24 protein-coding genes are annotated in these 25,801 nt (G+C 63.5%); 3 read left to right on the top strand and 21 right to left on the bottom strand.

Annotation, left to right across the window (positions count from 1 at the left end; all coding sequences use genetic code 11):
• Positions 1 to 95: 95 nt before the first annotated feature.
• From ABEA18_RS19030 to ABEA18_RS19115, 18 genes are all read right to left on the bottom strand, one after another.
• Positions 96 to 839 carry a polyprenol monophosphomannose synthase gene (locus ABEA18_RS19030; RefSeq protein WP_345451759.1) on the bottom strand — a complete coding sequence of 248 codons (744 nt, stop codon included), beginning with the start codon at positions 837 to 839 and terminating at the stop codon, positions 96 to 98.
• A gap of 438 nt (positions 840 to 1,277) precedes the next feature.
• The gene (locus ABEA18_RS19035) at positions 1,278 to 2,954 is read right to left on the bottom strand and encodes an amidohydrolase (protein ID WP_345451761.1); all 1,677 of its coding nucleotides are present in this window, start codon (positions 2,952 to 2,954) and stop codon (positions 1,278 to 1,280) included.
• 32 nt (positions 2,955 to 2,986) lie between these two features.
• Entirely contained in the window at positions 2,987 to 5,884 is a 2,898-nt protein-coding gene (locus ABEA18_RS19040) for a DEAD/DEAH box helicase (RefSeq protein WP_345451763.1), read from the bottom strand.
• Positions 5,885 to 5,908: 24 nt separating this feature from the next.
• Positions 5,909 to 6,703, bottom strand: a complete 795-nt coding sequence (gene tatC / locus ABEA18_RS19045; RefSeq protein ID WP_345452203.1) for a twin-arginine translocase subunit TatC — start codon at positions 6,701 to 6,703, stop codon at positions 5,909 to 5,911.
• Between the two features lie 48 nt (positions 6,704 to 6,751).
• A complete protein-coding gene (gene tatA / locus ABEA18_RS19050) occupies positions 6,752 to 7,018 on the bottom strand; it encodes a Sec-independent protein translocase subunit TatA (RefSeq protein WP_236810992.1) in 267 nt (88 codons plus the stop codon).
• Between the two features lie 32 nt (positions 7,019 to 7,050).
• A complete protein-coding gene (locus ABEA18_RS19055) occupies positions 7,051 to 7,401 on the bottom strand; it encodes a hypothetical protein (RefSeq protein WP_345451765.1) in 351 nt (116 codons plus the stop codon).
• Positions 7,402 to 7,421: 20 nt separating this feature from the next.
• A complete protein-coding gene (locus ABEA18_RS19060) occupies positions 7,422 to 9,428 on the bottom strand; it encodes a helix-turn-helix transcriptional regulator (RefSeq protein WP_345451768.1) in 2,007 nt (668 codons plus the stop codon).
• Positions 9,429 to 9,523: 95 nt separating this feature from the next.
• A complete protein-coding gene (locus ABEA18_RS19065) occupies positions 9,524 to 9,919 on the bottom strand; it encodes an FKBP-type peptidyl-prolyl cis-trans isomerase (RefSeq protein WP_345451770.1) in 396 nt (131 codons plus the stop codon).
• 49 nt (positions 9,920 to 9,968) lie between these two features.
• Positions 9,969 to 10,913, bottom strand: coding sequence for an FKBP-type peptidyl-prolyl cis-trans isomerase (locus ABEA18_RS19070; RefSeq protein ID WP_345451772.1), 945 nt, complete (start codon positions 10,911 to 10,913; stop codon positions 9,969 to 9,971).
• Positions 10,914 to 11,023: 110 nt separating this feature from the next.
• Complete coding sequence (gene pafA / locus ABEA18_RS19075; RefSeq protein ID WP_078108903.1) at positions 11,024 to 12,388, bottom strand: Pup--protein ligase; 1,365 nt, start codon at positions 12,386 to 12,388, stop codon at positions 11,024 to 11,026.
• Position 12,389: 1 nt separating this feature from the next.
• On the bottom strand, positions 12,390 to 13,097 hold the full coding sequence (prcA, locus tag ABEA18_RS19080; protein WP_345451774.1) for a proteasome subunit alpha: 708 nt from the start codon (positions 13,095 to 13,097) through the stop codon (positions 12,390 to 12,392).
• 1 nt (position 13,098) lies between these two features.
• Positions 13,099 to 13,908 (bottom strand): proteasome subunit beta, encoded by an 810-nt coding sequence (gene prcB, locus ABEA18_RS19085; RefSeq protein ID WP_345451776.1) that lies wholly within the window; start codon positions 13,906 to 13,908, stop codon positions 13,099 to 13,101.
• 78 nt (positions 13,909 to 13,986) lie between these two features.
• Entirely contained in the window at positions 13,987 to 14,190 is a 204-nt protein-coding gene (locus ABEA18_RS19090; RefSeq protein WP_345451778.1) for a ubiquitin-like protein Pup, read from the bottom strand.
• A gap of 121 nt (positions 14,191 to 14,311) precedes the next feature.
• The gene (gene dop / locus ABEA18_RS19095; protein WP_345452205.1) at positions 14,312 to 15,928 is read right to left on the bottom strand and encodes a depupylase/deamidase Dop; all 1,617 of its coding nucleotides are present in this window, start codon (positions 15,926 to 15,928) and stop codon (positions 14,312 to 14,314) included.
• 50 nt (positions 15,929 to 15,978) lie between these two features.
• Positions 15,979 to 17,793: a proteasome ATPase gene (gene arc, locus ABEA18_RS19100; RefSeq protein ID WP_345451780.1), complete on the bottom strand. Its 1,815-nt coding sequence runs from the start codon at positions 17,791 to 17,793 to the stop codon at positions 15,979 to 15,981.
• A 101-nt stretch (positions 17,794 to 17,894) separates the two neighbouring features.
• Positions 17,895 to 18,947 (bottom strand): tRNA (adenine-N1)-methyltransferase, encoded by a 1,053-nt coding sequence (locus ABEA18_RS19105; protein ID WP_345451783.1) that lies wholly within the window; start codon positions 18,945 to 18,947, stop codon positions 17,895 to 17,897.
• Between the two features lie 118 nt (positions 18,948 to 19,065).
• Positions 19,066 to 20,235, bottom strand: coding sequence for a site-2 protease family protein (locus ABEA18_RS19110; protein WP_345451785.1), 1,170 nt, complete (start codon positions 20,233 to 20,235; stop codon positions 19,066 to 19,068).
• Positions 20,236 to 20,979, bottom strand: coding sequence for an HAD family hydrolase (locus ABEA18_RS19115; protein ID WP_345451787.1), 744 nt, complete (start codon positions 20,977 to 20,979; stop codon positions 20,236 to 20,238).
• 119 nt (positions 20,980 to 21,098) lie between these two features.
• On the opposite strand from ABEA18_RS19115, the gene ABEA18_RS19120 reads away from it, so the two are divergent.
• Positions 21,099 to 22,004, top strand: a complete 906-nt coding sequence (locus ABEA18_RS19120) for a PAC2 family protein (protein WP_345451789.1) — start codon at positions 21,099 to 21,101, stop codon at positions 22,002 to 22,004.
• 73 nt (positions 22,005 to 22,077) lie between these two features.
• Here the strand turns inward: ABEA18_RS19120 and mshC are convergent, their stop codons facing one another.
• Positions 22,078 to 23,376, bottom strand: a complete 1,299-nt coding sequence (gene mshC / locus ABEA18_RS19125) for a cysteine--1-D-myo-inosityl 2-amino-2-deoxy-alpha-D-glucopyranoside ligase (RefSeq protein ID WP_345451791.1) — start codon at positions 23,374 to 23,376, stop codon at positions 22,078 to 22,080.
• Positions 23,377 to 23,392: 16 nt separating this feature from the next.
• Entirely contained in the window at positions 23,393 to 24,226 is an 834-nt protein-coding gene (locus ABEA18_RS19130; protein ID WP_345451793.1) for an undecaprenyl-diphosphate phosphatase, read from the bottom strand.
• 52 nt (positions 24,227 to 24,278) lie between these two features.
• On the opposite strand from ABEA18_RS19130, the gene ABEA18_RS19135 reads away from it, so the two are divergent.
• On the top strand, positions 24,279 to 25,211 hold the full coding sequence (locus ABEA18_RS19135) for an aldo/keto reductase (protein WP_345451795.1): 933 nt from the start codon (positions 24,279 to 24,281) through the stop codon (positions 25,209 to 25,211).
• 44 nt (positions 25,212 to 25,255) lie between these two features.
• Here the strand turns inward: ABEA18_RS19135 and ABEA18_RS19140 are convergent, their stop codons facing one another.
• Positions 25,256 to 25,528 carry a hypothetical protein gene (locus ABEA18_RS19140; RefSeq protein WP_236811050.1) on the bottom strand — a complete coding sequence of 91 codons (273 nt, stop codon included), beginning with the start codon at positions 25,526 to 25,528 and terminating at the stop codon, positions 25,256 to 25,258.
• A gap of 39 nt (positions 25,529 to 25,567) precedes the next feature.
• Between ABEA18_RS19140 and ABEA18_RS19145 the strand changes: the two genes are divergently transcribed.
• The gene (locus ABEA18_RS19145) at positions 25,568 to 25,801 is read left to right on the top strand and encodes a DUF5703 family protein (protein WP_059389241.1); all 234 of its coding nucleotides are present in this window, start codon (positions 25,568 to 25,570) and stop codon (positions 25,799 to 25,801) included.

A 25,801-nucleotide genomic window follows, 5' to 3' on the forward strand; every position in this document is an offset into this window, starting at 1 on the left:
AATACCGTGCCCAGGCCCTCGCGGCTTAGGATCTTACTTAGCCAGTCCAACTTTCGGGGAGCAGTTCAGCGCGGACCCGGCCTTTTCTGTTGGACCTACTTTGAGACCGGGGTCTTCTTTCCGGTCAAAGCGGCCCAGCGCGAGGCGAGCCCCCACTTGGTGACGTTGATCATGGCCTCAACAACAATGTTGCCGCTCATCTTGGAGGCTCCGAGCTCGCGCTCAACGAACGTGATCGGGCGTTCGACGATCTTCAAGCCAAGCTTGGCGACCCGCCACGCCAGGTCCACCTGGAAGCCGTAGCCAACCGATTCCACCTGGTCCAGCTTGAGCGCCTCAAGGGTGCTGCGCCGGAACGCACGGTAGCCGCCGGTGATGTCTTTGATCTTCAAGCCAAGCATGAGCCGGGCATAGGTGCTTCCCGTGCGCGAAATCGCTTGACGATAGAGCGGCCAGTTCACCGTGCCGCCACCCGGAACCCAGCGTGAACCCATGGCGAGGTCGGCGCCGTCGTTGATCGCGTCCAGCAGCAACGGAAGTTGCTCGGGCTGGTGCGAACCATCGGCGTCCATCTCGACGAGGACGTCGTAGCCGGCCGCCAGGCCCCATTTGAATCCGGCAATGTACGCGGCTCCAAGGCCTTCCTTGCCCTTGCGGTGCAGGACATGGACCTGGCTATCCTCGGCTGCGATGCTGTCGGCGAGCTGTCCCGTGCCGTCAGGGCTGTTGTCATCGACAACCAGGACGTCGGACGCGGGCACAGCCGCGCGCAGCCGTCCGAGGGTCTTGGGTAGCGATTCCAGCTCGTTGTACGTGGGGATGATCGTCAGGACACGCAAGAAGAGGCCTTTCCTTGATGGAGCGGTCAGTCGGCCGGAGCAGCAGCGTGGCTGGCATTCAGGCGCAACTCTCCATTATAGAACGACAACTTGCCGCACCTAGGGCCACCTGTGGCGTCCACCACACGGGTCGTGCTTGGTCGCGGGCAGGTCCACTCGCCCAGGTCCAGTGCCGGCCCGCGTGTTGACCTCGAGGCCGAACCGTTTTCTGCGGCACAGTGGACCTGCCCACTACGAGTGCCACGGTCTTGGAAAACGGGTCCGATGACTGTTTTTGGCAGCGGACCCCACCGCGGCCAGACAACCAGGTATTCCCTGTGGAAGCCTGTTGACCCTAAATGCTACGGACTTCACAAATCCTGTCAAGCGCCGCCTGAGCTGGGGCTTTGTCCATACACGCAGGTCAGGGGCCTCCAGGACCAGCAAAACCGCCTGCAACTATGACCGCAAATTTTCACTCGCGAAGATCTCCTGGCCTTCGCGCACAGTCTGCAGGCAAGCGGGATCGCTACCACTGTCCAGCGCGGGGAGGAGCGGCGTCCGTGCGCGTGGATCGGTGGACCACGACTGGACGCGGTCATCAGCGACTTGCACCATCAGCTCTTCAACTTCCCACACCGCAAAACTTGCAGGGGCCCCGGGAACCAATTGACCCATCAGCGGATTGCGCTCCTGGCCGGCCCGCCAACCGGCACGGGTGTGCCCGAGGAAAGCTGCCCGTGCCGAAATGCGTTGATCCGGATTGCTGTGTTCCAAGCATGCCCTGACGCTGGACCATGGGCGCAACGGGGTGACCGGACTATCGCTTCCAAAGCACACCGGCACGCCGGTGGAGTAGTACGAAGCGAAAGGGTTCATGGCCACGCTTCGCGCCCCCAGACGCTGATCGTACATTTTCCCTGCGCCGCCCCAGGCGGCATCGAAGGCCGGCTGTGCGCTCACCGTAATCGAATACTTCGCAAGCCGGGCGAGATCGCCGGCGTCGGCCATTTCCACATGCTCGAGGCGGTGCGCGGCGGCACGGACCCGCTGCTCCCCCACCTCCGACGCGGCAAGGTCAAAGGCATCCAGTGCCGTCTTCAGTCCCGCGTCGCCAATGACGTGGAAGCCTGCCTGGATACCGAGCGCCGAACAGGCCGCAATGTGGCCGGCAGCTTCGTCGACCGAGATGTAAAGGCTTCCGCGGTGGCCCGGAGCGTCGGCGTAGTCTGCGCTGAGGGCAGCCGTTCGCGAACCGATGGAACCATCGATGTTCAAGTCCCCCGCCAGGCCAAGAAGGGGCACCCCCAAGCCGTCCAGGATGGCAGAGGCCTGCTCGGCCGATGTGGCGAGTTCGCCCCAATAGGGAAGAATTCCGGGGACGCCCATGCCGCCCTCGTTCCACGACGCGGAGTTCCACGACGAAGACATCCGAAGGTCGTCTGCACTGCAAATGTGCGGGGCCGCCATTTCGGCCAAGGCGACATAACCGTTGGCCGCAGCCTCGCGAAGAGCCAGTTCCTGGTAACGGCGGCGTTCGGCGTTGGGGAACTGCCGGGCGACCAGCCGCGCAGCGGTGTGGGCGGCCCTCAGGACGTGCGCGGAACCATCGTAGCCATCAAGGCCGTCCAGTCCCGCCGCGGACGCCAAGGAGGATGAGGCAAGGGCAGAGTGCGCATCCACGCGCGCCAGGTACACCTTGCGCCCGCCCGCGGCGCGGTCGAGCTCCTCCGGCGTGGGCAGCGTCTTTTCGTCCCACACCGACTCGTCCCAACCGTGACCAAGTACGACGCCGGTGGTTCCGAGTGCCTTGGCGGCCAGGGCGACGGCGTCGAGCAGTTCCCGTGCCGAGCGTACCCTGCTCAGTTGGAGGGAATCGGAAGCAATTCCGGTCTCCGTGAGATGCATGTGGGAGTCTACGAAACCGGGCGCCAGCAGCGCCCCCCGGAGATCGATGATTTCCATCGAAGAATCGGCGATCGACGTGGCTGCTTGCTCCGAACCAACCCAGGCAACAGTGTCTCCGTCAACCAGCATTGCGCTCGCGAAGGGATCGGCTGCTGTATAGACGGAGCCGTTCCGGTACATCGTGACCTTGCGGGGCCGGGTTTCGGCGGGCGCGCCTGAATGGGTCATGGATATGCTCCTTGCTGGGAATCTGTGGTGTGTCAGGAGACGTTGGAGTACGCGACGACGCCGCGGCGGACCAAATCGATCGCTTCGCGGCACATCTTGGTTTGGCGTCGTTCAAGACCTGGAATCTTGGCCATCTGGTCCAGCAGGTCTATGACCTGCTTCGCCCAGCGCACGAAGTCACCTGCGGCGAGGTCGGTGCCGCTGAGAACCTCTTGAAGATGGCGGCCCTTCGCCCATTTGAAGATGGGCCAGACGAGGCCGAGCTCAGGCTCGGCGGTCAACGGCAGCCTGTTCTTGTCCTCGATGTCCTCGAGCGCGGACCACTCACGCACCACGATGTCCACGGATGTTTCGAGGGAAACGGACGGCATTTTGGGCCGCAGGCCGCGATCATCGCGTTTGGCTTGGTAGACCATCGTGCTCGCCAGCGCAGCCAGCTCGGCGCCATCGAGGTCCTTGATGGCCCCTTGGCGGATGGATTGGGAGATCAGCAGATCCTTTTCGCCGTAGATGCGGCGCAGGCGCTGGCCGTCCGCGCTGATCGTGACATGGCCGGCGTCGGACGTCTGGAGGTAACCGTAGGCGGCGAGGACATCGCACACACGGTCGAAGGTCTTAGCGATCGTGTTGGTGCGGCCCTGGATCTGCCGGACCAGCCCGTCGGTCTCATGGCGAAGCTTCCACCAACGCTCGGCCCAGCGGGCATGGTCCTCGCGTTCGCTGCAGCCGTGGCAAGGATGGGCGCGCAATGCCCGGCGGAGGTCTGCGATCTTCTTTTCCTGGTCCGGCATGTACCGGGCACGGCCGAAGTCCTCGCTCCGGTTCGTGCCACGGGCCGGCGGACGCCCCTCCCGCACGGCATTCCGCATGGCGGATGCCAGATCACGACGGGATTTGGGCAGCTTCGCGTTGAAGGACTTCGGAATCCGGATCCAGGACACGGGCGCGACCGGACCTTCGACTTCGTGGGCACCGATCCTGTGGAGCTGGTTGTCTTCCGTGAGGACCGCGGGACGCGGTTCACGCGAGTCGGGATCGGCGTTGAGCACGACGGCGTAACCCGGCGTGCGTCCGCCCGGAACTTTGACGATGTCACCGGGCATAAGCCGGGAGAGGGAGTCCACGGTCAGGGACTTGCGGGCCCGGGACGTGCTCCTCGAGGCAAATTGCTCGGCGTCGCTGAGATCGCGCCGAAGCTTCGCGTACTCGGTGAAGTCGCCCAGGTGGCACTTCATGGACTCCGCGTAACCGGCCAGCGACTCTTCGCGGCTTCGAACCTGCCGGGCCAGCCCCACCACGGAACGGTCCGCCTGGAACTGGGCGAACGACGATTCGAGGATTTGCCGTGCCCTCGGCCGACCGAACTGGGCAATCAGGTTGATGCTCATGTTGTACGTAGGGCGGAAGCTTGAATTGAGCGGATAGGTGCGCCGAGAAGCGAGGCCGGCGACGGCGGCAGGATCAGTACCCGGTTGCCAAAGGACGACGGCGTGGCCTTCGACGTCGATTCCACGCCTTCCCGCACGGCCGGTCAACTGGGTGTACTCCCCCGCGGTGATGTTGACGTGCGCTTCGCCGTTGAACTTGTCGAGCTTCTCCAGGACAACGCAGCGGGCCGGCATGTTGACGCCCAGGGCGAGGGTCTCCGTGGCAAAGACGGCCTTCACCAAGCCATCGGCGAAGAGTTTCTCGACGACTTCCTTGAAGGTCGGCAACAACCCGGCATGGTGCGCCGCGAGCCCGCGAAGCAGGCCGTCGCGCCAGCTCCAAAACCCCAGGACATCGAGGTCGTCTGCGGGAATCTCGCGGCTCGCCTCATCCACCCGGGACGCGATGATCTGTTGTTCCCGCTCTGTGGTCAGCCACAGCCCGGCCGCGGCACACTGCGCCACCGCCCCGTCGCAACCGGCGCGGGAAAAAATGAAGGTAATGGCGGGAAGCAGCCCTTGGCGGTCCAGGCTCGCAATGATCTGGGGCCGGCTGGCCTTGCGCACAGGGCTTCGCTGCTCGCTGGCAGTGTTGTCACGTTGACGGTCCTGCCGGCGGCGGCTGCGTCCGCCGTGGCCGAAGCGGCCACGGAAGTTCATCTGGCTTTCCGCCCGGGCCATCGACAATAGCTCCGGGTTGACCTCGAATTCCCTCTGCAGGGGGTTCCGGTCCGGCTCCCGTACTGCCTCCGGCGCCGGTGCTTCGCCGTCCGGCGCCTCGGGAGCGATCTCGTCGAAGCTGGTATCCCCGGCGAAGAGATCGACGATCTCACGCCCCACCATAACGTGCTGCCACAAGGGGACGGGACGGTGTTCGGAGACAATCACATCGGTGTCTCCGCGCACTGTGTCCAGCCACGCACCAAACTCTTCCGCGTTGGACACCGTGGCGCTGAGGGAAACCACTTGCACTTCGCTGGGCAGGTGGATGATCACCTCTTCCCAGACTGCACCGCGGAAGCGGTCTGCCAGGTAGTGCACCTCGTCCATCACGACGTAGCCGAGGTCCCCCAGGGTGTCCGAGTCGGCGTACAACATGTTCCTGAGGACCTCGGTGGTCATCACCACGATCGGAGCCTCGCCGTTGATGGTGGTGTCACCGGTCAGCAGTCCCACGTTTGAGGCGCCGTACTTCGCCGAGAGCTCGGAGAACTTCTGGTTGCTTAGTGCTTTGATGGGCGTTGTATAAAACGCCTTGAGCCCGCGTTCGAGCGCCAGGTAGATGGCGAACTCGCCGACGATTGTCTTCCCGGCCCCCGTGGGCGCCGCCACGAGCACTCCCTTGCCTTCCTGGAGCGAACGGCACGCGTCGCGCTGGAAGTCGTCAAGCTCGAACTCCAGTGACTGGGCAAAAGTGCCAAGATAGGTTTTCGACTCAGCACTCCGTTGCGCTGCGGCTTGAAAGGCTTCTGAGGGCGAAAGGGCCCCTGAATTGGAGGACATGCTTCAAGCCTAATGGCCGCGAGACTACAGATTCTCCAGATCGGAGGCAGGTGTGGCGACGTCGGCTGTGGCTTCCGTCTCGGCGGTAATCTTCGACTGCTGGCGTGCGCGACGTTTGTCGTTCAGCATGCAGAGTCCGATCGCGGCGAAGAAGAGCACCAAGAGCGGACCGGCGAGCATGAACATTGACAGCGCGTCCGCACCGGGCGCGGCAACGGCTGCCAGGACAAACACGAGGAAGACCGTGATGCGCCAGGCCTTGAGGATGGTCCTGCCGCTCAAGATGCCCGCCATGTTGACGCCCACCAACACCACCGGCACCAGGAAGGCGATGCCGAGGAAAAGAAGCATATGCGTGGCGAAGGTCAGGTACTGGGATGCGTCGATGTTGTTGGCGCCGTTTTGTGGCGTGAACTGCAGCAGTGCGCGCACCACGTTCGGGATGACCGTCCATGCGACATACACGCCAACCAGGAACAACGGCACCGCCGCGGCCATGTACCCGAGCGTGTAGCGGCGCTCTTTCTTGGTCAGGCCGGGAGTAATGAAGGCCCAGACCTGGTAGATCCAGATGGGGCTCGAGAGCACCAAGCCGATCTGGATGGCAATGCGTAGCTTGAAGTCGAAAGGATCCCCTACGCTCGCGAAGTTCAGTACCGCGGTTCGCTTGGTCTCCTCGGCGATCTTAATCAACGGATCCGACAGGCTGTTGACTACGGGCTCATAGAGGAACCACCCTGCCACGGCGCCTAGGAGAACGCCGATAGCAGACTTGATCAGCCGATTCTTAAGCTCCTTCAGGTGGTCTAGGAGCGCCATCCGCCCTTCGGGGTTGGCTTTGCGGCCCGTCTTCGTTGCCACTACTGCTTAGCTACGGGTTGCAGGCGGAACGTCAGTGTCGTTGCCGCTCTTGTTCGCTTCGGGGTGGTTGACCACTTTGCCTTCAACGGGGTCCGTGTCGTCCTTGGCCGCCGGCTTGCCGTCGTTCTTCATTTCCTTGACTTCGGATCTGATGATGCGCATCGACTGGCCGAGGCTGCGGGCCATGGCAGGCAGCTTGGGTGCCGCGAACAGCAGCAGGGCCACGATGATGATAATGACAATTGGCCAAGGGCCATCAAATAGTCGTCCCACGGGAAGTCCTTTCGTTGGAATACATCCTACGTCTAACTGAAATCGATGTCGTGCAGAGACTGGGGTTGACCCCGTTCCGCTTTGCGCTTAACGCGCTTTTGGCGACGCACTTCCTGGCGGGAGGCCTTGGCCGTCACGTAATCATGACGCATCTGTTCCGGTGAGGCAAAAACGGCCGCGCCGAACACTTTCGCCGATGCATCGCCGTCGTCGTCGGCGCGCTCGGGAAGGTGCGGGCGGTGACCTAGCCGCTCCCCTGCGGCACTCAATTCGTGCACCGTGGCCATGAACTTCCGGAAAAGCCGGACGCCCATCAGGACATAGCAAAGCAGCGACACCGCAATCAGCGCGAGCCATAAAAGGATCCAGGACCACCAAGGCATTTGAGTAGTCTAACCAGCCTTCATTGCTTGTATTGGGCAAGCGCGGCAGCCACCCAGGCCGCCGAGGCGTCGGCAAGCTCTGCGGGCTGCAAAATACGGGCAGCACCGCCATGCTGCGCAACGAACATCGGCAACCAGTCCGCGTTTCCGAACCGCACCTCGGCGAGCAAGCCGCCGTCCGGGAGCACTGCCGTCCGATCCGCATAATAGTCATCCGCCAGCCCGACGCCCTGCCGCGTCAATTGGAGGACAACGACGACGTCGTCGTCGTTCGGCGTGTACAGCTTCACCGGGACGCCTTCCTCGGCGCCCGCACTCTTGGAAACCGGACGGCCGTTGGGGGCGACCTCCTCGATGCGGTCGAGGCGGAAGTTCCGCAGCCCGGCCTTGCTATGGCAGTACGCCTCGAAGTACCAGGTGTTGTCCAAGGAATAGAGCCGGAAAGGGTCGACGTCCCGCTCGGAAACCGAGTCGCGTTGCTGTGACAGGTAGCGAAGCCGCAATTGGTGACCCGACTGGATCGCCCGGGTGATCGTGTCGAACGGTCCGGCCTCGGCCGGGGTGACGGGCGGGCCGGCGACGGCCGCCGCCAGACGGCCGGCCTCCCCCGCCGCGCCAGTGAGCTTCAGGGTCACCGACTCCAGGGCTCCGCTTTGCTCGTCCTCCGACATTCCGGCCTGGGCGGGAAGTCCGCCCAGGGTCGCCAAGCCCGTCAGCAGGGCGCAAGCCTCATCGACACTGAAGCCGATGGGCCGGTTGAGTTCGAGGTGCTCGCGGATGTAGACGTGCTCGTTTTCCCAATCGATATCGAACAAGTCATCCGGATAGCCTTCGGGGCGGCCGGAGCAAATCAGGATCTTCAGGTCGTCGACGAGTTCCTCACGGGTGACACCGAAACGGTCTGCCACCTCCTGGATGGGCAGGCCCTGGTTGTGGACGAGGAACGGGACCAGCTGGAGCATGCGATTGAGTTGGTCTTCCGAGGTCCGCTTGCGCGCCCGCGGCGCCGGTCCGGCGCCGGAAAAGCGGATCTCGACGGCGGGGCTCGAGCCGAACGCGGCGGCAGCTTCAAGGCGCCGGATCACGGCGTCGCGCAGTTCGGCAGGTCCGGCCACAAGCACGTGGGGACCATAGGAGGCCAGTTCTTCGGCGAGCAGCTCACTGTCCCGGAACGGCACAGAGAGGCGGTCCCTGCCCGGCTGGAAGCCGCTGGCGCCGCTGGCCCCGGTAACACTGGTCGCGCGCTTGCGAAGACCCAGCAAACGGCCTTCGGCGACGTCGAGGTGGGCTTCCTGGAGGGGAAGTTCGCTGAGGCTGTCCAGTTCAGCGCGGGTATCAAACCCTGCGGGTATCTCACAGTGATACCCGGTCTCAACATGAACGTCGCTCGTCATCCGGGACAGCCGGAAAAAACGTTTCGCGTTCCGGCCCCTGTCGAAGCCCACCAGATACCACTGGCCGAACCGGCTCCCGAGGCCCCAAGGCTCTACCATGCGGCGTTCGTCTTTGCCGGTGCTCGCGGCACGGTAGCCGAAACTCACCGCGTGCTGGCCGTTCATGGCCACGATGATGTCGTCAAAGGCCTGGCCGGCCGGCTTGATGCGCGGCTGGACGCCGGCGGGGAGTTCGACGTCGGCAAGGTCGCCGGAAGCCTGCAGCTTCCGTAGCGCGCTTGCAGCGGCTGAGCCGAGCGCCGCACGTTCCCATAGCTGCGCAGCCAGCAGCAATACCGTGCCCTCGGCCGGGGTCAGGTGTACATACGGCAGGCGATTGGATTCCTTGCCGATGCGGTAGCGGGTCGAAGCGGGATCGTCCGAGCCGAACCCGTGGTCGAGGAGGGTTTCGATGTCGAAGCCAAACCGCTTCAATTCTGCCTTGTCCCGTTCAAACATGCGTCCGAACGCGACGTCGCTGTCGCCGGCGTCGTGATAGACCTTCTGCCTGAGGACGGCCCGGGACAGCCCGTATTTCGTGTTCAGGAGGGCGATCAGGAGGTTCAGGAGTCGTTCGGTTCGTGATGCGGACACGCTTGCTACGTTACTAAATTCCTCCGGTAAAGGCGGAAGGCGCGTCTGCGGCCGGATTTCTCCGGCTGCACACGCGCCTTCCTTTGCTGCGAAACCTAGCGGACGGCCACGAGGTCCACCACGAAGATCAGGGCTTCGTTGGGTTTGATGGCCCCGCCGGCGCCACGGGAGCCGTAGGCAAGCTCGGAGGGGATCTCGAGGCGACGACGGCCGCCGACCTTCATGCCAAGGAGTCCTTGGTCCCAACCCTGGATGACCTGGCCGACTCCCACGCGGAAGTCCAGCGGTGCGCCTCGGCCCCATGATGCGTCGAATTCCTCGCCGGTGGACCAGGCAACGCCAACGTAGTGGGTCGAGACGGTGTCGCCGGCCTTGGCCTCTGCGCCGTCACCGACGACGATGTCCTTGATAACAAGTTCCGTGGGGACGTCGCCCTCCGGGAAGTCGATCTCCGGCTTGGTGCGGTCGTAATCGCGCTGACCAAATGACATAGGTACTCCTCAATGTGATAGGGACGGTGTTGCGGAATTTTTCGGAAGGCTACTGGGCGCCCAGGATGTCGACGACGAAGACGAGGTCGCCCGTGGGCTGGCCCTGGCCTGCGGCGGCATCGCCATACGCGAGGCTCTTGGGGATGACCAGGAGGACACGGGAACCGACCGTCTTGCCCGCAAGTCCTTGCGTCCAGCCCTTGATGACGCCGTTGAGCGCGAAGCTGGCGGTCTGGCCCTTGTCATAGCTGGAGTCGAACTTCTTGCCGTCAGCCAAGGTGACGCCGACGTAGTTGACCGTCAGGGTGTCTGTCTCCTTGACGACCGCGCCCTTGCCCTTGATGAGGTCCTGCGAGACGAGGGCCTCCGGAGCCTTCGCGCCGTCGACGGAAATCTGCGGAATTCCCTTGTCATCGACCTTGACCGAGGGGAGTCCGGCGGGCGGAGTAACGGTATCGCCCTCGGGCTTGGCCAGCGGCTTGACTGCGTCCTTGACGCCAGTGACCTTAAAGACCACCAGCTGGGATGACGTTGCGGCCGCTTCAGCCGACGCCGGAGTCCCCGGAACGGCGAAAGCGATGTCAGCGCCCACCTTCGCACCGACCAGCGCGTTGTAAAGCACAGCGCTGCCGGTCTTGAGCTGGTCGTTCAGCTCGACGGGCTGGGACCCTGTCGGGAAGGTGTCTTCGAGAGTCTTGCCGTCCTTGCCGTCGACGGCAATGTAGGTGATCTGCGCCACCTGTCCGGCTTTCACCTTGTCGCCGGTGCCGTCGCTGACCATTTTGATGGTCGGCTGCGTCACGTCCAGCGGCTTGTTGAATTCCAAGCCGGGTGCCTTCTTGTCTCCATTGTCGGAGACCTTGAGGGAATCCAGCTTGGCGACTTCGCCGGCGGACTGACTGGTGGGCTCCGGGGTCGCTGTTGGTGCCGGACTTCCGCCGCAGGCGGTAATCAGCAAGAGACCGGGGATAAGAATTGCTAGTAGACGTCGCACAAATTGAACTTTCGTCGGGGCAAAAGGAGGGCATGGACGGGCCAGGCTCGGCCATGCGCGTAGAGGCCTGTTAAAAGGCCAACCTCCAGAGTAGCTGGTGAAGCTGGGAGTCAGCTCATCGAGTCCAGGAGGGCATCCACTCTTTCGTCGACGCTACGGAAGGGATCCTTGCACAAAATCGTCTGGTGCGCGCGGTCGTTCAACTTCAGATGGACCCAATCCACGGTGTAGTCGCGGCCGAGTTCCTGTGCGCGCCGGACGAAGTCGCCGCGGAGTTTTGCCCGGGTGGTCTGCGGCGGCGCATCCACGGCATCCTTGATGTCCGTGTCGGCAACCAGGCGACGCGCCGCGCCGCGGGACTGGAGCAGGAAGAAGAGTCCGCGCTTGCGCGAGATGTCATGATACGTGAGGTCCAATTGCGCGATCCGCGAGGAATCGAGGCCGATTCCATGGCGACGCATGTACCCGTCCATCAGCTTCTTCTTGATGGCCCAGTCCACTTCCGTGTCGATTCCGCTGGTGTCTCCGCTATCGATCGCGTCCAGCGTCCGTTCCCACAGATCCAGGATGAGCGGTACGTGTGGATTGTGGGCTCCGTTCGACGCCACAAAGGCGGTGACCTTTGCAAGGTACTCACGCTGGATGTCCAGTGCGGTCAGTTGCCTGCCGTTGGCGAGGCGCACCAAGGCTTTGCCGCTGAGATCATGCGAGATTTCCCGGATGCTGCGGATGGGGTTCTCCATGCGCATGTCCCGCATGATCACTCCGGCCTCAATCATGCGCAGGAGCAGATCCACCGTCCCCACCTTCAACAGGGCGGTGGTCTCGGACATGTTGGAATCGCCGACGATCACGTGCAGACGGCGGAAGAACTCGGCATCGGCGTGCGGCTCGTCACGGGTGTTGATGATGGGGCGGGACCTCGTCGTCGCGGAGGACACGCCTTCCCAAATGTGGTCGGCACGCTGGGAGAACGCGAACGTGGCTCCGTGGGGTGTCTTCAGGACCTTGCCCGCACCGGCAATGAGCTGCCGTGTGACGAGGAAGGGAATGAGGATCTCGGCGAGGCGCGAGAACTCGCCGCGCCGCGGAATCAGGTAGTTTTCGTGGCTGCCGTAGGAATTGCCGGCTGAATCGGTGTTGTTCTTGAACAGGTAGACCGTTCCGTTGAATCCCTCCGCCGCAAGCCGAGCCTGTGCTTCATCAACGAGGTCATCGAGAATCAGCTCCCCGGCCCGGTCATGGGCGATCAGCTGCGCGAGGTCGTCGCATTCCGCGGTGGCGTATTCCGGGTGCGAGCCGACATCCAAGTACAGGCGTGAGCCATTGGTGAGGAAGACATTTGAGGAACGTCCCCAGCTCACTACTTTACGGAAGAGGTACCTGGCGACTTCCTCGGGAGCCAATGGCCGTGAGTCCGGGCTCGAATACGAAATTCCGAACTCCGTTTCGATTCCGAATATCCTTTTGTCCATTTCAGGCCTCCCCTGCCAGCAGCTGCGTGATTTCTTCTGCCCTGAGCCGCCGGAAGGCCCGCCGGGATCCGCGCCCGCTTTCCGGACTTCGGTCCAGCACTGCGGCCTCGACGGCGGTGCCGGGAAGAGCGTCCACTTCCTTGTCCGTAGCCAGGGCTTTGACGGCCAGCCTCAGTGCACCGGCCAGGTCAAGGTCAGCCTTCCAACCGCGGGCTACCGTCTCGGCTACTTGCTCGGCCAAGCCGCCCATCACCACAAAACCGTGCTCGTCGGCAATCGAGCCGTCGAAGGTCAGCCGATAGAGATGGTCCTCGGCCTGCGTGTGCCCGACCTCTGCAACCGCAAGTTCAACTTCGAACGGCTTTTGTTCCGCCGTGAAGACGGCTCCAAGGCTCTGCGCGTAGACGCTGGCCAGACCGCGGGCAGTGACGTCCTCGCGATCGTATGAATAGCCGCGGACGTCAGCGTAGCGGACACCCGCTTGCCGAAGGCTCTCGAACTCGTTGTATTTCCCCACGGCGGCGAACGCGATCTTGTCGTAAATCTCGCCGATCTTGTGGAGCGACGGCGACGGGTTTTCCGCCACGAGCGCGATGCCGTCAGCGCAACTGATCACGACGACGGAACGGCCGCGCGCGATGCCCTTCCGCGCGAAATCCGCGCGGTCCTTCATCAGTTGTTCGGGTGAAACGTAAAACTGCTGGGTCATCTCAGGCCTCCCGTCCGGCTACTGTTCGCGATTCAACAATGGCGCCAGCGATCGCCGCCAGCTCCCGTTCCGGCACCCGCCGGGCACCGGCGCGGTTGACGGTGTATATCACCGGCCAGAGCTGCCGGACCGGGTCCGGACCGCCGGTGGCGGAGTCGTCGTCGGCGGCGTCATAGAGGGCTTCAACCGCGACGGCGACAGCCTCGTCTTCGGTGAGGTTCGGCCGCCACAGCTTCTTCAAGGCGCCACGTGCGAAGACGGAACCTGAGCCGACCGAATGGTGCTCCAGTTCCTCGTACCGTCCGCCGGTGACATCGTAGGAGAAAAGCCGCCCCACGCCGGCTGCCTGGTCGAAGCCCGCGAAGAGCGGGATCACTGCCAGACCTTGCATGGCCATCGGCAGGTTTCCCCGGATCATGGCTCCAAGCCGGTTGGCCTTGCCGTCCAGGCTGAGCAGCGTGCCTTCGATCTTTTCGTAGTGTTCCAGTTCCACCTGGAACAACCGTGTGATGTCGATGGCAAGGCCAGCGGTACCGGCAATTCCCAGGACGGAGTATTCGTCGGCCGGAAAGACCTTCTCAATGTGCCTGCTGGCGATCACGTTGCCCATGGTGGCACGCCGATCCCCCGCCATCAGGACGCCGCCCGGGTAACTGAGGGCGACGATCGTTGTGGCGTGGGGCACCGGGGGAATCTGTCCTGCGGGCAGGGCTTGACTAAAGGGAAGGAGTTCAGGCCTGGAGCGTTGCAGATGCTCAATGAACGACGACGTTGCTTGGGTGGCCAGGTGGCCGGCTGATGGATCCTGCATTGCTGCGCTCCTTCGACTCTGACATCCGATGCCCGGCGGCCTCGCGCCGGCCGGGCCCTTGGCTTAGCTGGCGGCTGGCTACTGGCCGCCCTTTTGCACAAATGCCCTGACGAACTCTTCGGCGTTCGATTCAAGCACGCCGTCGATTTCGTCGAGGAGATCGTCCACGCCCTGCGTGGCGACCGAGGCCTGTGCCTCTGGCGCCGCGGGCGGTGCCTCGGGGGCGTCGGCTTCTGCCTCGACGTCCCGCGACTGCGGTTGCTGATGCTCCTGAGCTGCCATTTCCTTCTCCATTCTGTCCATCCCCGTCACGGGGACTTCCTGTAATGCCATACTGCCACGGGGCGGGCCGCGACGCTGCGGTTTTAAGGGCCCGTTTGGCGGGCTCTAGCCAACTGCCCGATCAGGCCGGCGGGGCCGGGTCCAGGCCGAGCAATTCACGGAGGAATGCGCCCGCTGTGTCGTGTTTCCGGAACAGCCGTCCGGTGAGTGCTTCCGTGCCGCGGAGCGGTTCCCGGGTGGGCACCCGCTGCAGTTTTCCGATGCCCGGAACGTCGAAGATGACCGAATCCCAGCTCGCGCCGACCACGTCCTTGCCAAAGCTCGAAACGCACTTCCCCCGGAAAAATGCACGGGTGTCCGATGGCGGTTCGACGACAGCACGGCTGATCGTGGCGTCGTCGACGATCGTCTGCATGCGGTCGCGGGAAAGCATGCGGTAGTACAGGCCCTTTTCGGGCCGCACATCGGACCACTGCAAATCGACGAGGCCCAGGCGGGCGTCATTCCATTCGAGGCCGTCACGGTTCCGGTAGCCATCAAGCAGGGACATTTTGGCCAGCCATTCGACCGAAGACGCGGCACCTGCGGGATTGCTCCCCAAGAGCCCCAACGTCGACTCCCACCGTTCCAGGACATCGCGGGTGTGGCCGTCTCCGCTGAAGGAATCCGAGACCCCGGTTTCCTGGCCAAGTTTGGCCGCTGCCTCGTAGTACATCCACTGGATATCCAGGGCTGTTACGCGCCGTCCGTCGAGAAGCCTGACCATGGCAGTCAGGGAAGTGTCGTGGCTGATTGCCTGCAGGCCTGCCACGGGCTCATGTACTTCTATCTTCGGAGCCTGGCCGGCTTCGATAAGGCTCAGGACCAACGCCGTCGTGCCGAACTTCAAGTAGTTCGAGACCTGGCTCAGGTTGGCGTCGCCGATGATCACATGCAGGCGCCGGTATTTGTCCGCGGTGGCATGCGGTTCATCCCGGGTATTGATAATCGGACGCCTGATGGTGGTTTCCAGCCCTACCTCGGCTTCGAAGAAATCCGCACGCTGGCTGATCTGGAATCCTGGCGTCGAACCGTCCTGGCCCTTGCCGAGCCGCCCGGCGCCGCAGATCACCTGGCGCGTGACGAAGAACGGCGTCAAGCCGCGGACAATATCCCCGAAAGGGACCGAACGCGGCATGAGGTAGTTCTCGTGGGAACCGTAGGACACCGATTTGTTGTCGGTGTTGTTCTTGTACAGGTTGATGGCCGGCAGATCAGGGTCGGCCGCCACCTTCCGAACCGTGGCCAGGGCAACGAGGTCGCCGGCCGCGTCCCACACGACGATGTCCCGGGGATTCGTGACCTCGGGACTGGAATATTCCGGATGGGCATGGTCCACGTACAGCCGGGCCCCGTTGCCAAGGACCATGTTCATGAGCAACGATCCTGACTCGTCGCCGCCGTCGGCTTCCAGCTCCTGCCGCCCGTACGCCAAGGCGACGGCCTCGGCGTCGAGCACGGGAGGCCTGTCAGTCAGCTGGCTCGGATCTGCTGCACTGCGCTCGAGTGTCCAACCGCGGGCATCGTGCAGGGGCTCTTCATCCGTGTAGTCCCAGCGGGTTTCAGCGCCCCCGGCGGCCCGCTGGCGCGTCAGGTTCGCGTAGGCCTGGATGATCCGCGCGGACATCATCGTGGCGTTCGCTCCTGGCGCGGAGGGCGCGTGGATACCGTATTCAGTTTCCGAACCCATGACCCGCATGGCCCCGCCCGCGGGAAGCTTGTCCGAAGGCAGGCCTTCCGGCCGGGCCGTCACAGGTACTGGCCGGTGTTGGGAGTCGTTTCGATCGACTTCCCGGGCTCCTGGCCGGCCTTGCCCTGGACGATGGTACGGATGTAAGTGATGCGTTCGCCCTTCTTGCCCGAGATGCGTGCCCAGTCATCCGGATTGGTGGTGTTAGGCATGTCCTCGTGTTCGCGGAATTCGTCGACGACGGCGCGCAGGAAGTGGTCGATCCGAAGGCCCTTCTGCTGGGTCAGCAGGAGATCCTTAATGGCGTACTTCTTGGCCCGGTCCACGACGTTCTGGACCACCGCGCCGGAGTTGAAGTCCTTGAAGTAGAGCATCTCGGTATCGCCATTGGCGTAAGTGACTTCGAGATACTCGTTGGACTTCTCGGTCGAATACATGGCTTCAACGGTGCGCTGGATGATGGCGTCGACTGTGGCCTGGACGTCGCCGCCGTGCTCCGCCAGATCCGTCGCGTGGAACGGAAGGTCGGTGGTGATGTACTTGGCGAAAATGTCGGCGGCCGCTTCGGCGTCCGGCCGCTGGATCTTGACCTTCACGTCAAGCCGCCCGGGACGAAGAATAGCCGGATCGATCATGTCCTCACGGTTCGAGGCGCCGATCACGATGACGTTGTCGAGCCGTTCGACGCCGTCGATCTCGCTCAGGAGCTGAGGGACGATGGTTGTTTCGACGTCGGAGGACACCCCGGTGCCACGGGTGCGGAACAGCGAGTCCATCTCGTCGAAGAACACCACCACCGGGCTGCCATCTGAGGCCTTCTCCCTGGCACGCGCAAAGATCAGGCGGATGTGCCGCTCTGTTTCGCCGACGTATTTGTCAAGGAGTTCAGGCCCCTTGATGTTCAGGAAATAGCTCTTCAGGTCTACGTTGCCGGCCCGTTCGGAGGCGCGGGCGGCGAGCGAGTTGGCAACGGCCTTCGCGATCAGCGTCTTGCCGCAACCCGGAGGGCCGTAAAGCAGGATGCCCTTGGGGGCTTTGAGACCGTGTTCGCGGTACAGGTCCGGGTGCAGGAACGGCAGTTCCACCGCGTCGCGGATCTGTTCGATTTGCGGGCCCAGGCCGCCGATGTCTTCGTACGTAATATCCGGGACTTCCTCGAGGACCAGGTTTTCGACCTCTGCCCGGGGCACCTTCTCCAGTGCGTAGCCCGTGCGGGAATCGAGCGACAAAGCATCGCCGACGCGCAGGTGCACCTTCTGCAATGCGCCTGAGAGCCTGACTACCCGCTCTTCATCGGCCCTGCCCACGACGAGGGCGCGGTCCGTGCCCAGCATTTCCTTGAGCGTGACAAGTTCGCCTGCCCGTTCGTAGCCCAGGCCTGTCACCACGAGGAGGGCCTCATTGAGGAGGACTTCCTGCCCAACGGCCAGCTGGTTGATGTTCACGAGCGGGCTGACGCCCACGCGCATCTTGCGGCCGGCATTGAAGATGTCGACCGATTCCTCGGTGGCCGCCTGGCCGGTGCTGCCTGCAGTCGGCTGGCGCCTTGGATTGATCTGCAGGATGGTCCCGAAGCTGTACGGTGGTTGACCGTCCTGCTCGAGGGCGCCTTTGAGTCGCAGGATTTCGGCCTTCGCCGTCTCCAGCATGGTCACGAGCTTGGTGTTGTTCTGGGTGGCGGCGGCAAGCTGACGGTCGATATGGCGCAGTTTGTCTCGAAGGATGTTTATCTGGCGTTCCGCGACAGTGAGTTCCGCGGAGTCTTCCACCGGTTGGATTGCCCCACCCCCGTGTCCCGCTTTTCCTTCAGTCACAGCCTTGTTCGATGGCTCCTCCGGCGTTGTTCGCCCGAAGTCATTGTTCGACGTATCCACGAAGCATCAGCTCCTTCCCGCTTTCTATAAATAGACCTTAGCCCTCAAAAGCGTTGGGTAACCTGTGACATCCGGAATGCGGACCAGTTTGTGATCTTTCCCTAGGGAGCGGGTGTGGGGTCGTCCTTGACGTTGGTGCCGGCAATCGCATCCCGCGCGGCCCGACGCAGTTTCTTGTCGGAAACCGCACGCTCTCCTACCGCCCCCGGAGTCCAGGCATTCAGGTCCTCTTCGCTGAACTCGGTCTTGGACGGTCGCCGTTTGACGGAGATTCCGGTCACGCCGTCGGCGAGGCGACGAGTCACCAAAAGGAAGCCGGTGTGGGCCACCATGCGGTGGTCGGGACGGACAGCGAGGCCCTCAAGGTGCCAGCCGCGCACCATGGACTCCCAGGCGTCCGGTTCCGTGAAACGGCCGTCGGCGCGGATCGCTTCGGCGGTACGGGAGAGCTGGGTCACGGTGGCCACGTAGTTGATCCACACGCCGCCCGGGGCCAAAACGGTGGCTACGGCGTCGAGGCATTCCCAAGGAGCGAGCATGTCCAGCACCACGCGGTCCACGGATCCGGGCTCTTCGCTGCGGACAACTTCCTCCTGGAAGTCGCCGAGCGAAATCTTCCAGGCCGGGTGCGGACCGCCGAAAATGGTTTCCACGTTGCCGCGGGCGATGTCGGCGAATTCTTCCCGACGCTCGAAAGAGTGCAGGTAACCGTTGTCGCCCACTGCACGAAGCAGGGAGATCGAAAGGGCGCCGGAACCAACGCCGGCTTCCACAACGCGTGCACCCGGGAAGATATCGGCCATGGTGACGATCTGGCCGGCGTCCTTGGGGTAGACCACTGCTGCACCGCGGGGCATGGACAACACGAAGTCCGAGAGCAACGGGCGCAGCGTCTGGTACTGCTGGCCGATGTTGTTGGCGACCACGGAACCGTCAACCTGGCCAATGATTTCGTCGTGGTTCAGGAAGCCGCGGTGCGTATGGAAGGCGCCGCCTTCCTCCAAGGTGATGGTGTTCATGCGGCCGCGTTCATCAGTGAGTTGAACCCGCTCGCCCACACGGAACGGCCCTCGGCGCCGTGCCGCACCAGTCGGCTGGATGGCGGTGTTGGCGGCGCCGGTGGCCGTGTAGTTGGCGGCGGTTTCGCTGCTCATGGGTGTTTCCTCGCTCCTGTACGGCTGGGCCGTCATTTGTTGCCGCAGTTACTGCTGAGTGATGCGCACTGCCGGCCGGGTTAATTCACGACCGGCAGGTAACTCTACCGGGAAGGTCCTACGGGCGTCCGCTCCGTCGGGCTACTTTACCTGTAATGGCTGTCACTACGGCCTGCTGCCGCAACAGGCCCATGACTGTGCCGGCTTCATCCACGACCGCGTATTCGGCGCCGCTGAGCTGCGCCAAATACTGGATCAGTTCCTGGCCGCTGGACGTCCAGGGCACGTAGGCCCCGTCGGCGAGCGGGGTGGAAACCGCGGTCACGAAGGTTGTGGATACCTCGGAGGCCGGCACGGCTGCGGTCGCAGCCGGATCGACCAGACCTTGTGGCCGGCCATCCGGTCCGCAGATTACGACGGCGGGCGTACCGTAGGGTGCCACGCGCAGCACGTCGGCGACCGTGGCCGAGTTCGGAATTCCGACGGCGGGTTCGGCCAAGGCGGCGGCACTCACCGAGGGGAGGCGCCGACGGAGCGTCGCCTGCTTGATCGCGCCCGAAGCGCCCATCCAGAGGAAGCTGCAGACAAGGAAAGTGACGAGCATCAGGCTGAGATCGGGCGCATTGCCACTCAGCACGGGCAGCACGACGAACCAAACAACCAGGACGATCACGATGACCCGTCCGGCCCAGCCAGCCGCCACCGTCCCCTTTTCCTGGCTGCCCGTCACTTTCCAAACCGCGGACTCCACCAAACGACCCCCGTCAAGCGGCAGGCCGGGCAGGACATTGAAGACGCCGATCAGCAGATTTGCCCACATGAGGATGTTCGTCAGCGTGTCCCATACCCCGGTGAAGACACCAGCCTGCAGCAATAGCCAAGCCCCGCCCGCAAGGACAAAGTTCGCGGCGGGCCCCGCCAAGGCGACAAGCACAGAGCGGCCCGGGGAGGCGATGAAGCTCTCGAACTGGGTGTGCCCGCCCCAGAGATTCAAAACGATCTTCTCCGTGGGCCATTTGAAGGCCTTGGCGCTCAAGGCGTGGGCGAGCTCGTGGACCAGCACGGAAAGGGCAAGTAGCACCGCATAAGCGAAGGCAACAAAGTAGGCGCCGATTCCCAAGGAGTGGTTTCGAATCAGCAGCGCAGGTCCATAGACGATCACCGTGAACGCGGCGATGATGAACCAGGAGTAGGCGAGGTACACGGGGATTCCCGCGATGCGGCCGAGTGGAATCCCGTCCTTCCTGCCGCTACGGGTGCTGTGGCCACCGTTCCGGGGAGTACTCACTTAGTTTGCCTGTCCAAGGAAAGCCGCGGCCGGCATGTTGGCGGAAGCGCGGGCGGCGACAAGCGCCTCAAGGTCGGCGACCTTGCGTCCCTCGAGGGTGTCCCAGGTTGCCCGGCGGGGGTCCCCGGGCAGTGGCATCTGGTGTGGAATTCCGACCGTGACCACTCCGGAGGCGATCGCGGACGCAACGCCGGGGACGGAATCCTCGAGAGCGACGCAGTGATCCACGGTCAGCGCGGGATCCGTGTCCTGGAGCCGCTCGACGGCGGCGAGGTAAGCCTCCGGGTGGGGCTTTCCTTGGCTGACGGTGTCCCCCGTGATGAGGAACTCGAAGTAGGGCTTGGGGAGGTTGGCGACGACTTCCCGCGCCATCGGGCCTTCGGACATCGTCACGAGGGCGCAGCGGACGCCGGATTGATACAGCTCGTCAAGCAATTCCTTGGCTCCAGGCCGCCACGGAACCTCGATGCGGAGACGGTCGATGACCTGGGCGCTCAAGGAGTCAACGATCTCCCGCTTTTCGAGGTTCACTCCAGCCCTTTGGAGGATGCCGGCCGAGTGCATCAATGACTGCCCTACAAGCTGCATGGCTTGTTCATGGCTCCAGGCGCCGCCGTGGGACTCCACGAGGGTGCGCTCTGCAGCAATCCAGTACGGCTCGGTGTCCACCAGGGTGCCATCCATGTCCCATAGCGCGGCTTTGAGCTCGGCTTTTACAAAGGGCTGGGTGGCTGAAGCAAGCATGCCTAAAGTCTACGTGGAAGGAGGCACGGCAATTGCCGCTCTACGCCCGGGGCGAAGTATGGCCACGCCGGTCCCCTTACGCCATGCATCCGTGGCGGTGTTGGACGTAGGGTGAGTGAATGAACAGTTTGGACGGAGCCCCTGACGGACAGGCCACTTCACCGGAGCCTGAGCGCCTTCTCCAGCCTGTAGCCGAAGGCCAGCGCATCACCGTGATGCTCGCGGCGTTCGAGGGTTGGAACGACGCCGGCGAGGCGGCCAGCGATTCCCTGCACTACTTGAACAAGTTGTGGCAAGGAAAGAAAGTGGCATCCGTTGATGCCGACGACTATTACGACTTCCAGTTCACCCGGCCGACGGTGCGTCGCACCGCAGCCGGAACCCGCAAGGTGAAATGGCCTTCCACGCGCCTGTACAAGGCCAGCGTCCCGGACAGCAACGTCGATGTCGTGTTCGTACTCGGCACCGAACCTTCCTATCGCTGGAGGGCCTACACGGCCGAGCTTCTGGTCCACGCCGAAACGCTCAAGGTCGACTACGTTGTGCTGATCGGCGCCCTCCTGGCCGATGTCCCGCACAGCCGCCCGATCCCCGTCAGCACCACCTCGGACGACAGCGGATTGCGGCAGCGCTTGAACCTGGAGGCTTCGCAGTACGAGGGTCCGGTAGGCATTGTGGGCGTGCTGGCGGAGTTCGCCCTGCTCGCGGGCTTGCCCACGGTGTCGCTGTGGGCGGCCGTGCCCCACTATGTCGCGCAGCCGCCCTCCCCCAAGGCGCAACTGGCCATCCTGAACAGGATCGAGGATCTGCTCCAGGTGCCGCTGGACACCCACGCCCTCAACGAGGAATCCGAGGCGTGGGAGCGCGGTGTGGACGAATTGGCCATTGAAGACCCCGAAATCGCCGCCTACGTGCGGCAGCTTGAAGAGGCCAAGGACACGGCTGACCTGCCGGAGGCCAGTGGCGAATCGATCGCGCGCGAATTCGAGCGCTACCTCAAGCGCAGGGGCAAGGAAAAGCCCTAACCCAACGCGGGGTCACTTACGGCCCGTCCAAGGGGACATTATGGGCCGTAAGTGACCCCGCGTTGTTTAGATATTAGAGCTCGACGCCGAGCAATCCGTTGATCGCGTCGCTCACCAGGGCGCTGTCCATCGCGCTGGGCTGGGCCCCCTCAGGATTGGCTCGGTGCGCGTTGCTGAGGGCTGCGGCGGCCCAGGCGTCCACGGCGGCGATCGCGCCGGGAGCATTGAGGTCGTTGGCCAGCTCGGCACGCATCCGCGTCAGCAGTTCCGCCGCTGTCCCCTCGGGAGCAATGTCCCGGGCGGCACGCCACGTGTTGAGCCGTTCCTTGGCCTGGGCGAAACCTTCATCGGCCCAGGACCAATCCGAACGGTAGTGGTGGGCCAGGATCGCCAGGCGGATTGCGGCAGGTTCTTCGCCCGCGGCACGGAGCTTGGACACAAGGACCAGGTTGCCCTTGGACTTGCTCATCTTTTCGCCGTCCAGGCCGACCATTCCGGCGTGTGCATAGTGGCGGGCCAAGGGAACGCCGCTGAGCGAATACGCGTGTCCGGCACCCATTTCGTGGTGCGGGAAGACGAGGTCCGATCCGCCGCCCTGCACCGTGAAGGGAGCCGGAAGGTACTTCTGGGCGATGACCGTACATTCAATATGCCAGCCGGGACGTCCGTCACCGAGGCTTGCACCGGGCCAGCTAGGCTCGCCGTCGCGGGCAACGCGCCAAAGCAAAGGATCAAGGGGATTCCGCTTGCCGGAACGGCCGGGATCGCCGCCGCGTTCTGCGAAGAGCTCCAACATTTCCACTTCGCCGAGCCCTGAGATGTCACCAAGGGTCCACGCGTCCGGGCTATCCGAGGCCTTGCCGGCCGCCTCGACGTCGTAATAGACGTCACCGTCAGGTTCGCCGCCGGTGCCGTGCACGCGGTAGGCGAGCTCGTCCGCGATCAACTTCTCGATGGCCGGGACAATCATCGGGATCGCCTCGACGGCCCCGATGTAGTGGCTGGGAGCGAGCACATTGAGGGCGTCCATGTCGGTCTGAAAGAGCTCAATCTGGCTCGCCGCCAACTCCCGCCAGTCAACGCCGGTGGCGGTGGCGCGCTCCAGGAGGGGATCGTCGACGTCGGTGACGTTCTGGACGTACGCAACCCGCTGGCCGCTGTCGCGCCATGCCCGGTTGAGCAGGTCGAAGGCGACGTAGCTGGCCGCGTGGCCCATGTGGGTGGCGTCGTAGGGCGTGATGCCGCAGACGTACATGGATTGCTCCGCGCGTGGCTCGACCTCCACGAGGGCCCTGAGGGCGGTATCGAACAGCCTCAACGGGGGCATGCTGCCGGGTAGTTCAGGCACAGGGCGGGAGATCCACGATTTCACAGCCTCAACCATAGTGCTAGGCGCTGATGACATTGAAACCGAGCAATACATAGAGGGCGAGTCCGAGGAGAATGCGGTACCACACAAAGACACGGTAGCTGTGGGTTGAAATGAATTTGAGGAACCAGCCAATGATGATGAAGCCCACAACGAAGGCAATGACCGTGGCCAGGGCCGTTTCCGGAAGACCGAAAGGTCCGGTGATTCCTTCCTTGGACACCACCTTGTACAGCTGGTAGAGGCCGCTGCCGAAGACAGCGGGTATGGCGAGCAGGAACGAATACCGTGCGGCAGCTTCTCGTGTATACCCCATCAAGAGGCCGGCTGTGATGGTTCCGCCGGAGCGGGAGACGCCCGGGATGAGCGCCATGGCCTGGGCCAGACCGTAAAGAATGCCGTGCTTGAAGGTCAATTGGCTCAGCTCGCGCTCCTGCTTGCCAACGGCGTCGGCCACCGCGAGGATCATGCCGAAGACGATGAGCATCGTGGCGACGATCCAGAGGCTGCGCAGCACGGATTCGATCTGGTCCTGGAAGAGCAGGCCGAGCACAATGATGGGCAGGCTGCCAAGGATGACCAACCAACCCATCCGCGCGTCGGGATCGTCCCTGGCCACCTTGCCGCGCAGCGATCCGAACCAGGCGCACACAATCCTGACGATGTCGCGCCAAAAGAAGACAATGACGGCCGTCTCGGTGCCCAGCTGGGTAATGGCCGTGAAAGCAGCTCCGGGATCTGCCGCATTAGGCAGGAACGAGCCGACAATTCGCAGGTGTGCGCTCGAAGAAATCGGAAGGAATTCTGTCAGGCCCTGCACGAGGCCAAGGAAGGCTGCTTCTATCCAGTTCACGTGAATAGACCCTACGTCATGATCTACGCGATCTCCCCGTAAGCTATCAGCTATGCAGCAGCGTTACGTCGGCAACAGTGGGTTTCGGGTGTCCACCCTTTCCCTCGGCACCATGTCCTGGGCGGAAGAAACGGACGAACAGGATGCGCGGGAGCTGCTCCATACGTTCATCGCCGCAGGCGGCACCATGATCGATACCGCGGCCTCCTACGCAGGAGGACAAGCCGAGGCTCTCCTGGGCTCCATGCTGGGCGACGTCGTGGCGCGTTCGGAGATTGTCCTCTCCACGAAAGCGGGCGTCTCGACGTCGGACGGCCGGCGCAGTGTCGATGCCTCCCGCGGGTCCATGCTGTCCGCGCTCGACGCCAGCCTCGCCCGCTTGGGAACCGACTACGTTGACATCTGGTTCGCGCACGCTTGGGACGGCAACGTTCCGCTGGAGGAAACCCTTTCCGCACTGGACCTCGCGTTGCGCTCGGGACGCGCACGGTACGTCGGTATCTCCAACTACAACGGTTGGCAGACCGCCAAGGCTGCGGCCGTCGCGGGATTCACCGTGGTGGCCAACCAATCCGAATACTCACTCCTGCACAGGAAGCCCGAAGACGAACTGGTGCCCGCCGTCGAGGATGCCGGCCTCGGCCTCATGGCGTGGGCACCCCTCGGCCGCGGGGTGCTCAGCGGCAAATACCGTGGCCAGATTCCCGCGGAATCGCGTGCGGCGGAGGGCCGCCTTAGCGGCTACGTCGAAAAGTACCTCGACGCGCGGGGAGCACGGATTGTCGAAGCGGTGGCAATGGCCGCGCGCGGATTGGGACGCTCCGCCGTCGACGTTTCGCTGAGCTGGCTGCTCTCCCGGCCGGGCGTATCCACGGCCATAGTGGGCGCACGCAATGCGGTCCAGCTCAAGGAGTTGCTCGACGCGCAGCTTTCGCCTCTTCCCGCTGAGATTTCGCGGGCGCTGGAGGACGTTTCAGCGATCTGAGCTAGCTGAAACCGCGGCCTACTGATCAAACCTACTGATCAAACCTACTGATCAAGGATCTCCAGCTCGTCTTCATCGAGGAGTTCATTGTTCTCCTCGTCGTCATCCTCTTCATCGTCGTCGAACACCTGAAGTGGTGTGACTTCCGAGTAGGCCTCGTATAGTGAGTCCTCATATACCTCAAAGGCATCTGCGACGGCGAAAAACGCTGCCTCCACAGCGGGATCTCCTTCGCCCCGGCGGGCGGAAGCGGCAATCAGGTGCTCTTCTAAGGCGGCTGTCAATGACTGAAGCGCGACACGCGGATCGATGCTCATGACTTCACGTTAGCCCGAAAAAGACGAAAATGGAGAGGGATGAGAGAACAATTTCTGAGCAGTTCAGTGGAGCGTCAGCGGGACTACGCAAGGCAGTACGAGTATCTCGTACTGACCGTTAGTCCTGACGATTCCTTGCCCGAGGCGCGACGTCGGCTCGTGGAGCACTCCGAATATGGCAAGTGGGAACTGGAGCGGAGCATCCTGTATATCGGCGGCGGTCGCCGGTTCTGGCTGCGCCGCAGAGTACTCAACGTACAACGCACCGTGTAG

It is taken from the genome of Arthrobacter gyeryongensis, assembly GCF_039543785.1.
Classification (GTDB): Bacteria; Actinomycetota; Actinomycetes; order Actinomycetales; family Micrococcaceae; genus Arthrobacter; species Arthrobacter gyeryongensis.

Bases quoted from the DNA above. Each gene is read 5' to 3' on its own strand.
- ABEA18_RS19035 (WP_345451761.1), bottom strand. From the start codon at position 2,954: ATGACCCATTCAGGCGCGCCCGCCGAAACCCGGCCCCGCAAGGTCACG.
- ABEA18_RS19040 (WP_345451763.1), bottom strand. From the start codon at position 5,884: ATGTCCTCCAATTCAGGGGCCCTTTCGCCCTCAGAAGCCTTTCAAGCC.
- tatC (WP_345452203.1), bottom strand. From the start codon at position 6,703: ATGGCGCTCCTAGACCACCTGAAGGAGCTTAAGAATCGGCTGATCAAG.
- ABEA18_RS19055 (WP_345451765.1), bottom strand. From the start codon at position 7,401: ATGCCTTGGTGGTCCTGGATCCTTTTATGGCTCGCGCTGATTGCGGTG.
- ABEA18_RS19065 (WP_345451770.1), bottom strand. From the start codon at position 9,919: ATGTCATTTGGTCAGCGCGATTACGACCGCACCAAGCCGGAGATCGAC.
- pafA (WP_078108903.1), bottom strand. From the start codon at position 12,388: ATGGACAAAAGGATATTCGGAATCGAAACGGAGTTCGGAATTTCGTAT.
- prcA (WP_345451774.1), bottom strand. From the start codon at position 13,097: ATGACCCAGCAGTTTTACGTTTCACCCGAACAACTGATGAAGGACCGC.
- prcB (WP_345451776.1), bottom strand. From the start codon at position 13,908: ATGCAGGATCCATCAGCCGGCCACCTGGCCACCCAAGCAACGTCGTCG.
- ABEA18_RS19090 (WP_345451778.1), bottom strand. From the start codon at position 14,190: ATGGCAGCTCAGGAGCATCAGCAACCGCAGTCGCGGGACGTCGAGGCA.
- dop (WP_345452205.1), bottom strand. From the start codon at position 15,928: ATGCGGGTCATGGGTTCGGAAACTGAATACGGTATCCACGCGCCCTCC.
- ABEA18_RS19105 (WP_345451783.1), bottom strand. From the start codon at position 18,947: ATGAGCAGCGAAACCGCCGCCAACTACACGGCCACCGGCGCCGCCAAC.
- ABEA18_RS19115 (WP_345451787.1), bottom strand. From the start codon at position 20,979: ATGCTTGCTTCAGCCACCCAGCCCTTTGTAAAAGCCGAGCTCAAAGCC.
- ABEA18_RS19120 (WP_345451789.1), top strand. From the start codon at position 21,099: ATGAACAGTTTGGACGGAGCCCCTGACGGACAGGCCACTTCACCGGAG.
- ABEA18_RS19135 (WP_345451795.1), top strand. From the start codon at position 24,279: ATGCAGCAGCGTTACGTCGGCAACAGTGGGTTTCGGGTGTCCACCCTT.
- ABEA18_RS19140 (WP_236811050.1), bottom strand. From the start codon at position 25,528: ATGAGCATCGATCCGCGTGTCGCGCTTCAGTCATTGACAGCCGCCTTA.
- ABEA18_RS19145 (WP_059389241.1), top strand. From the start codon at position 25,568: ATGAGAGAACAATTTCTGAGCAGTTCAGTGGAGCGTCAGCGGGACTAC.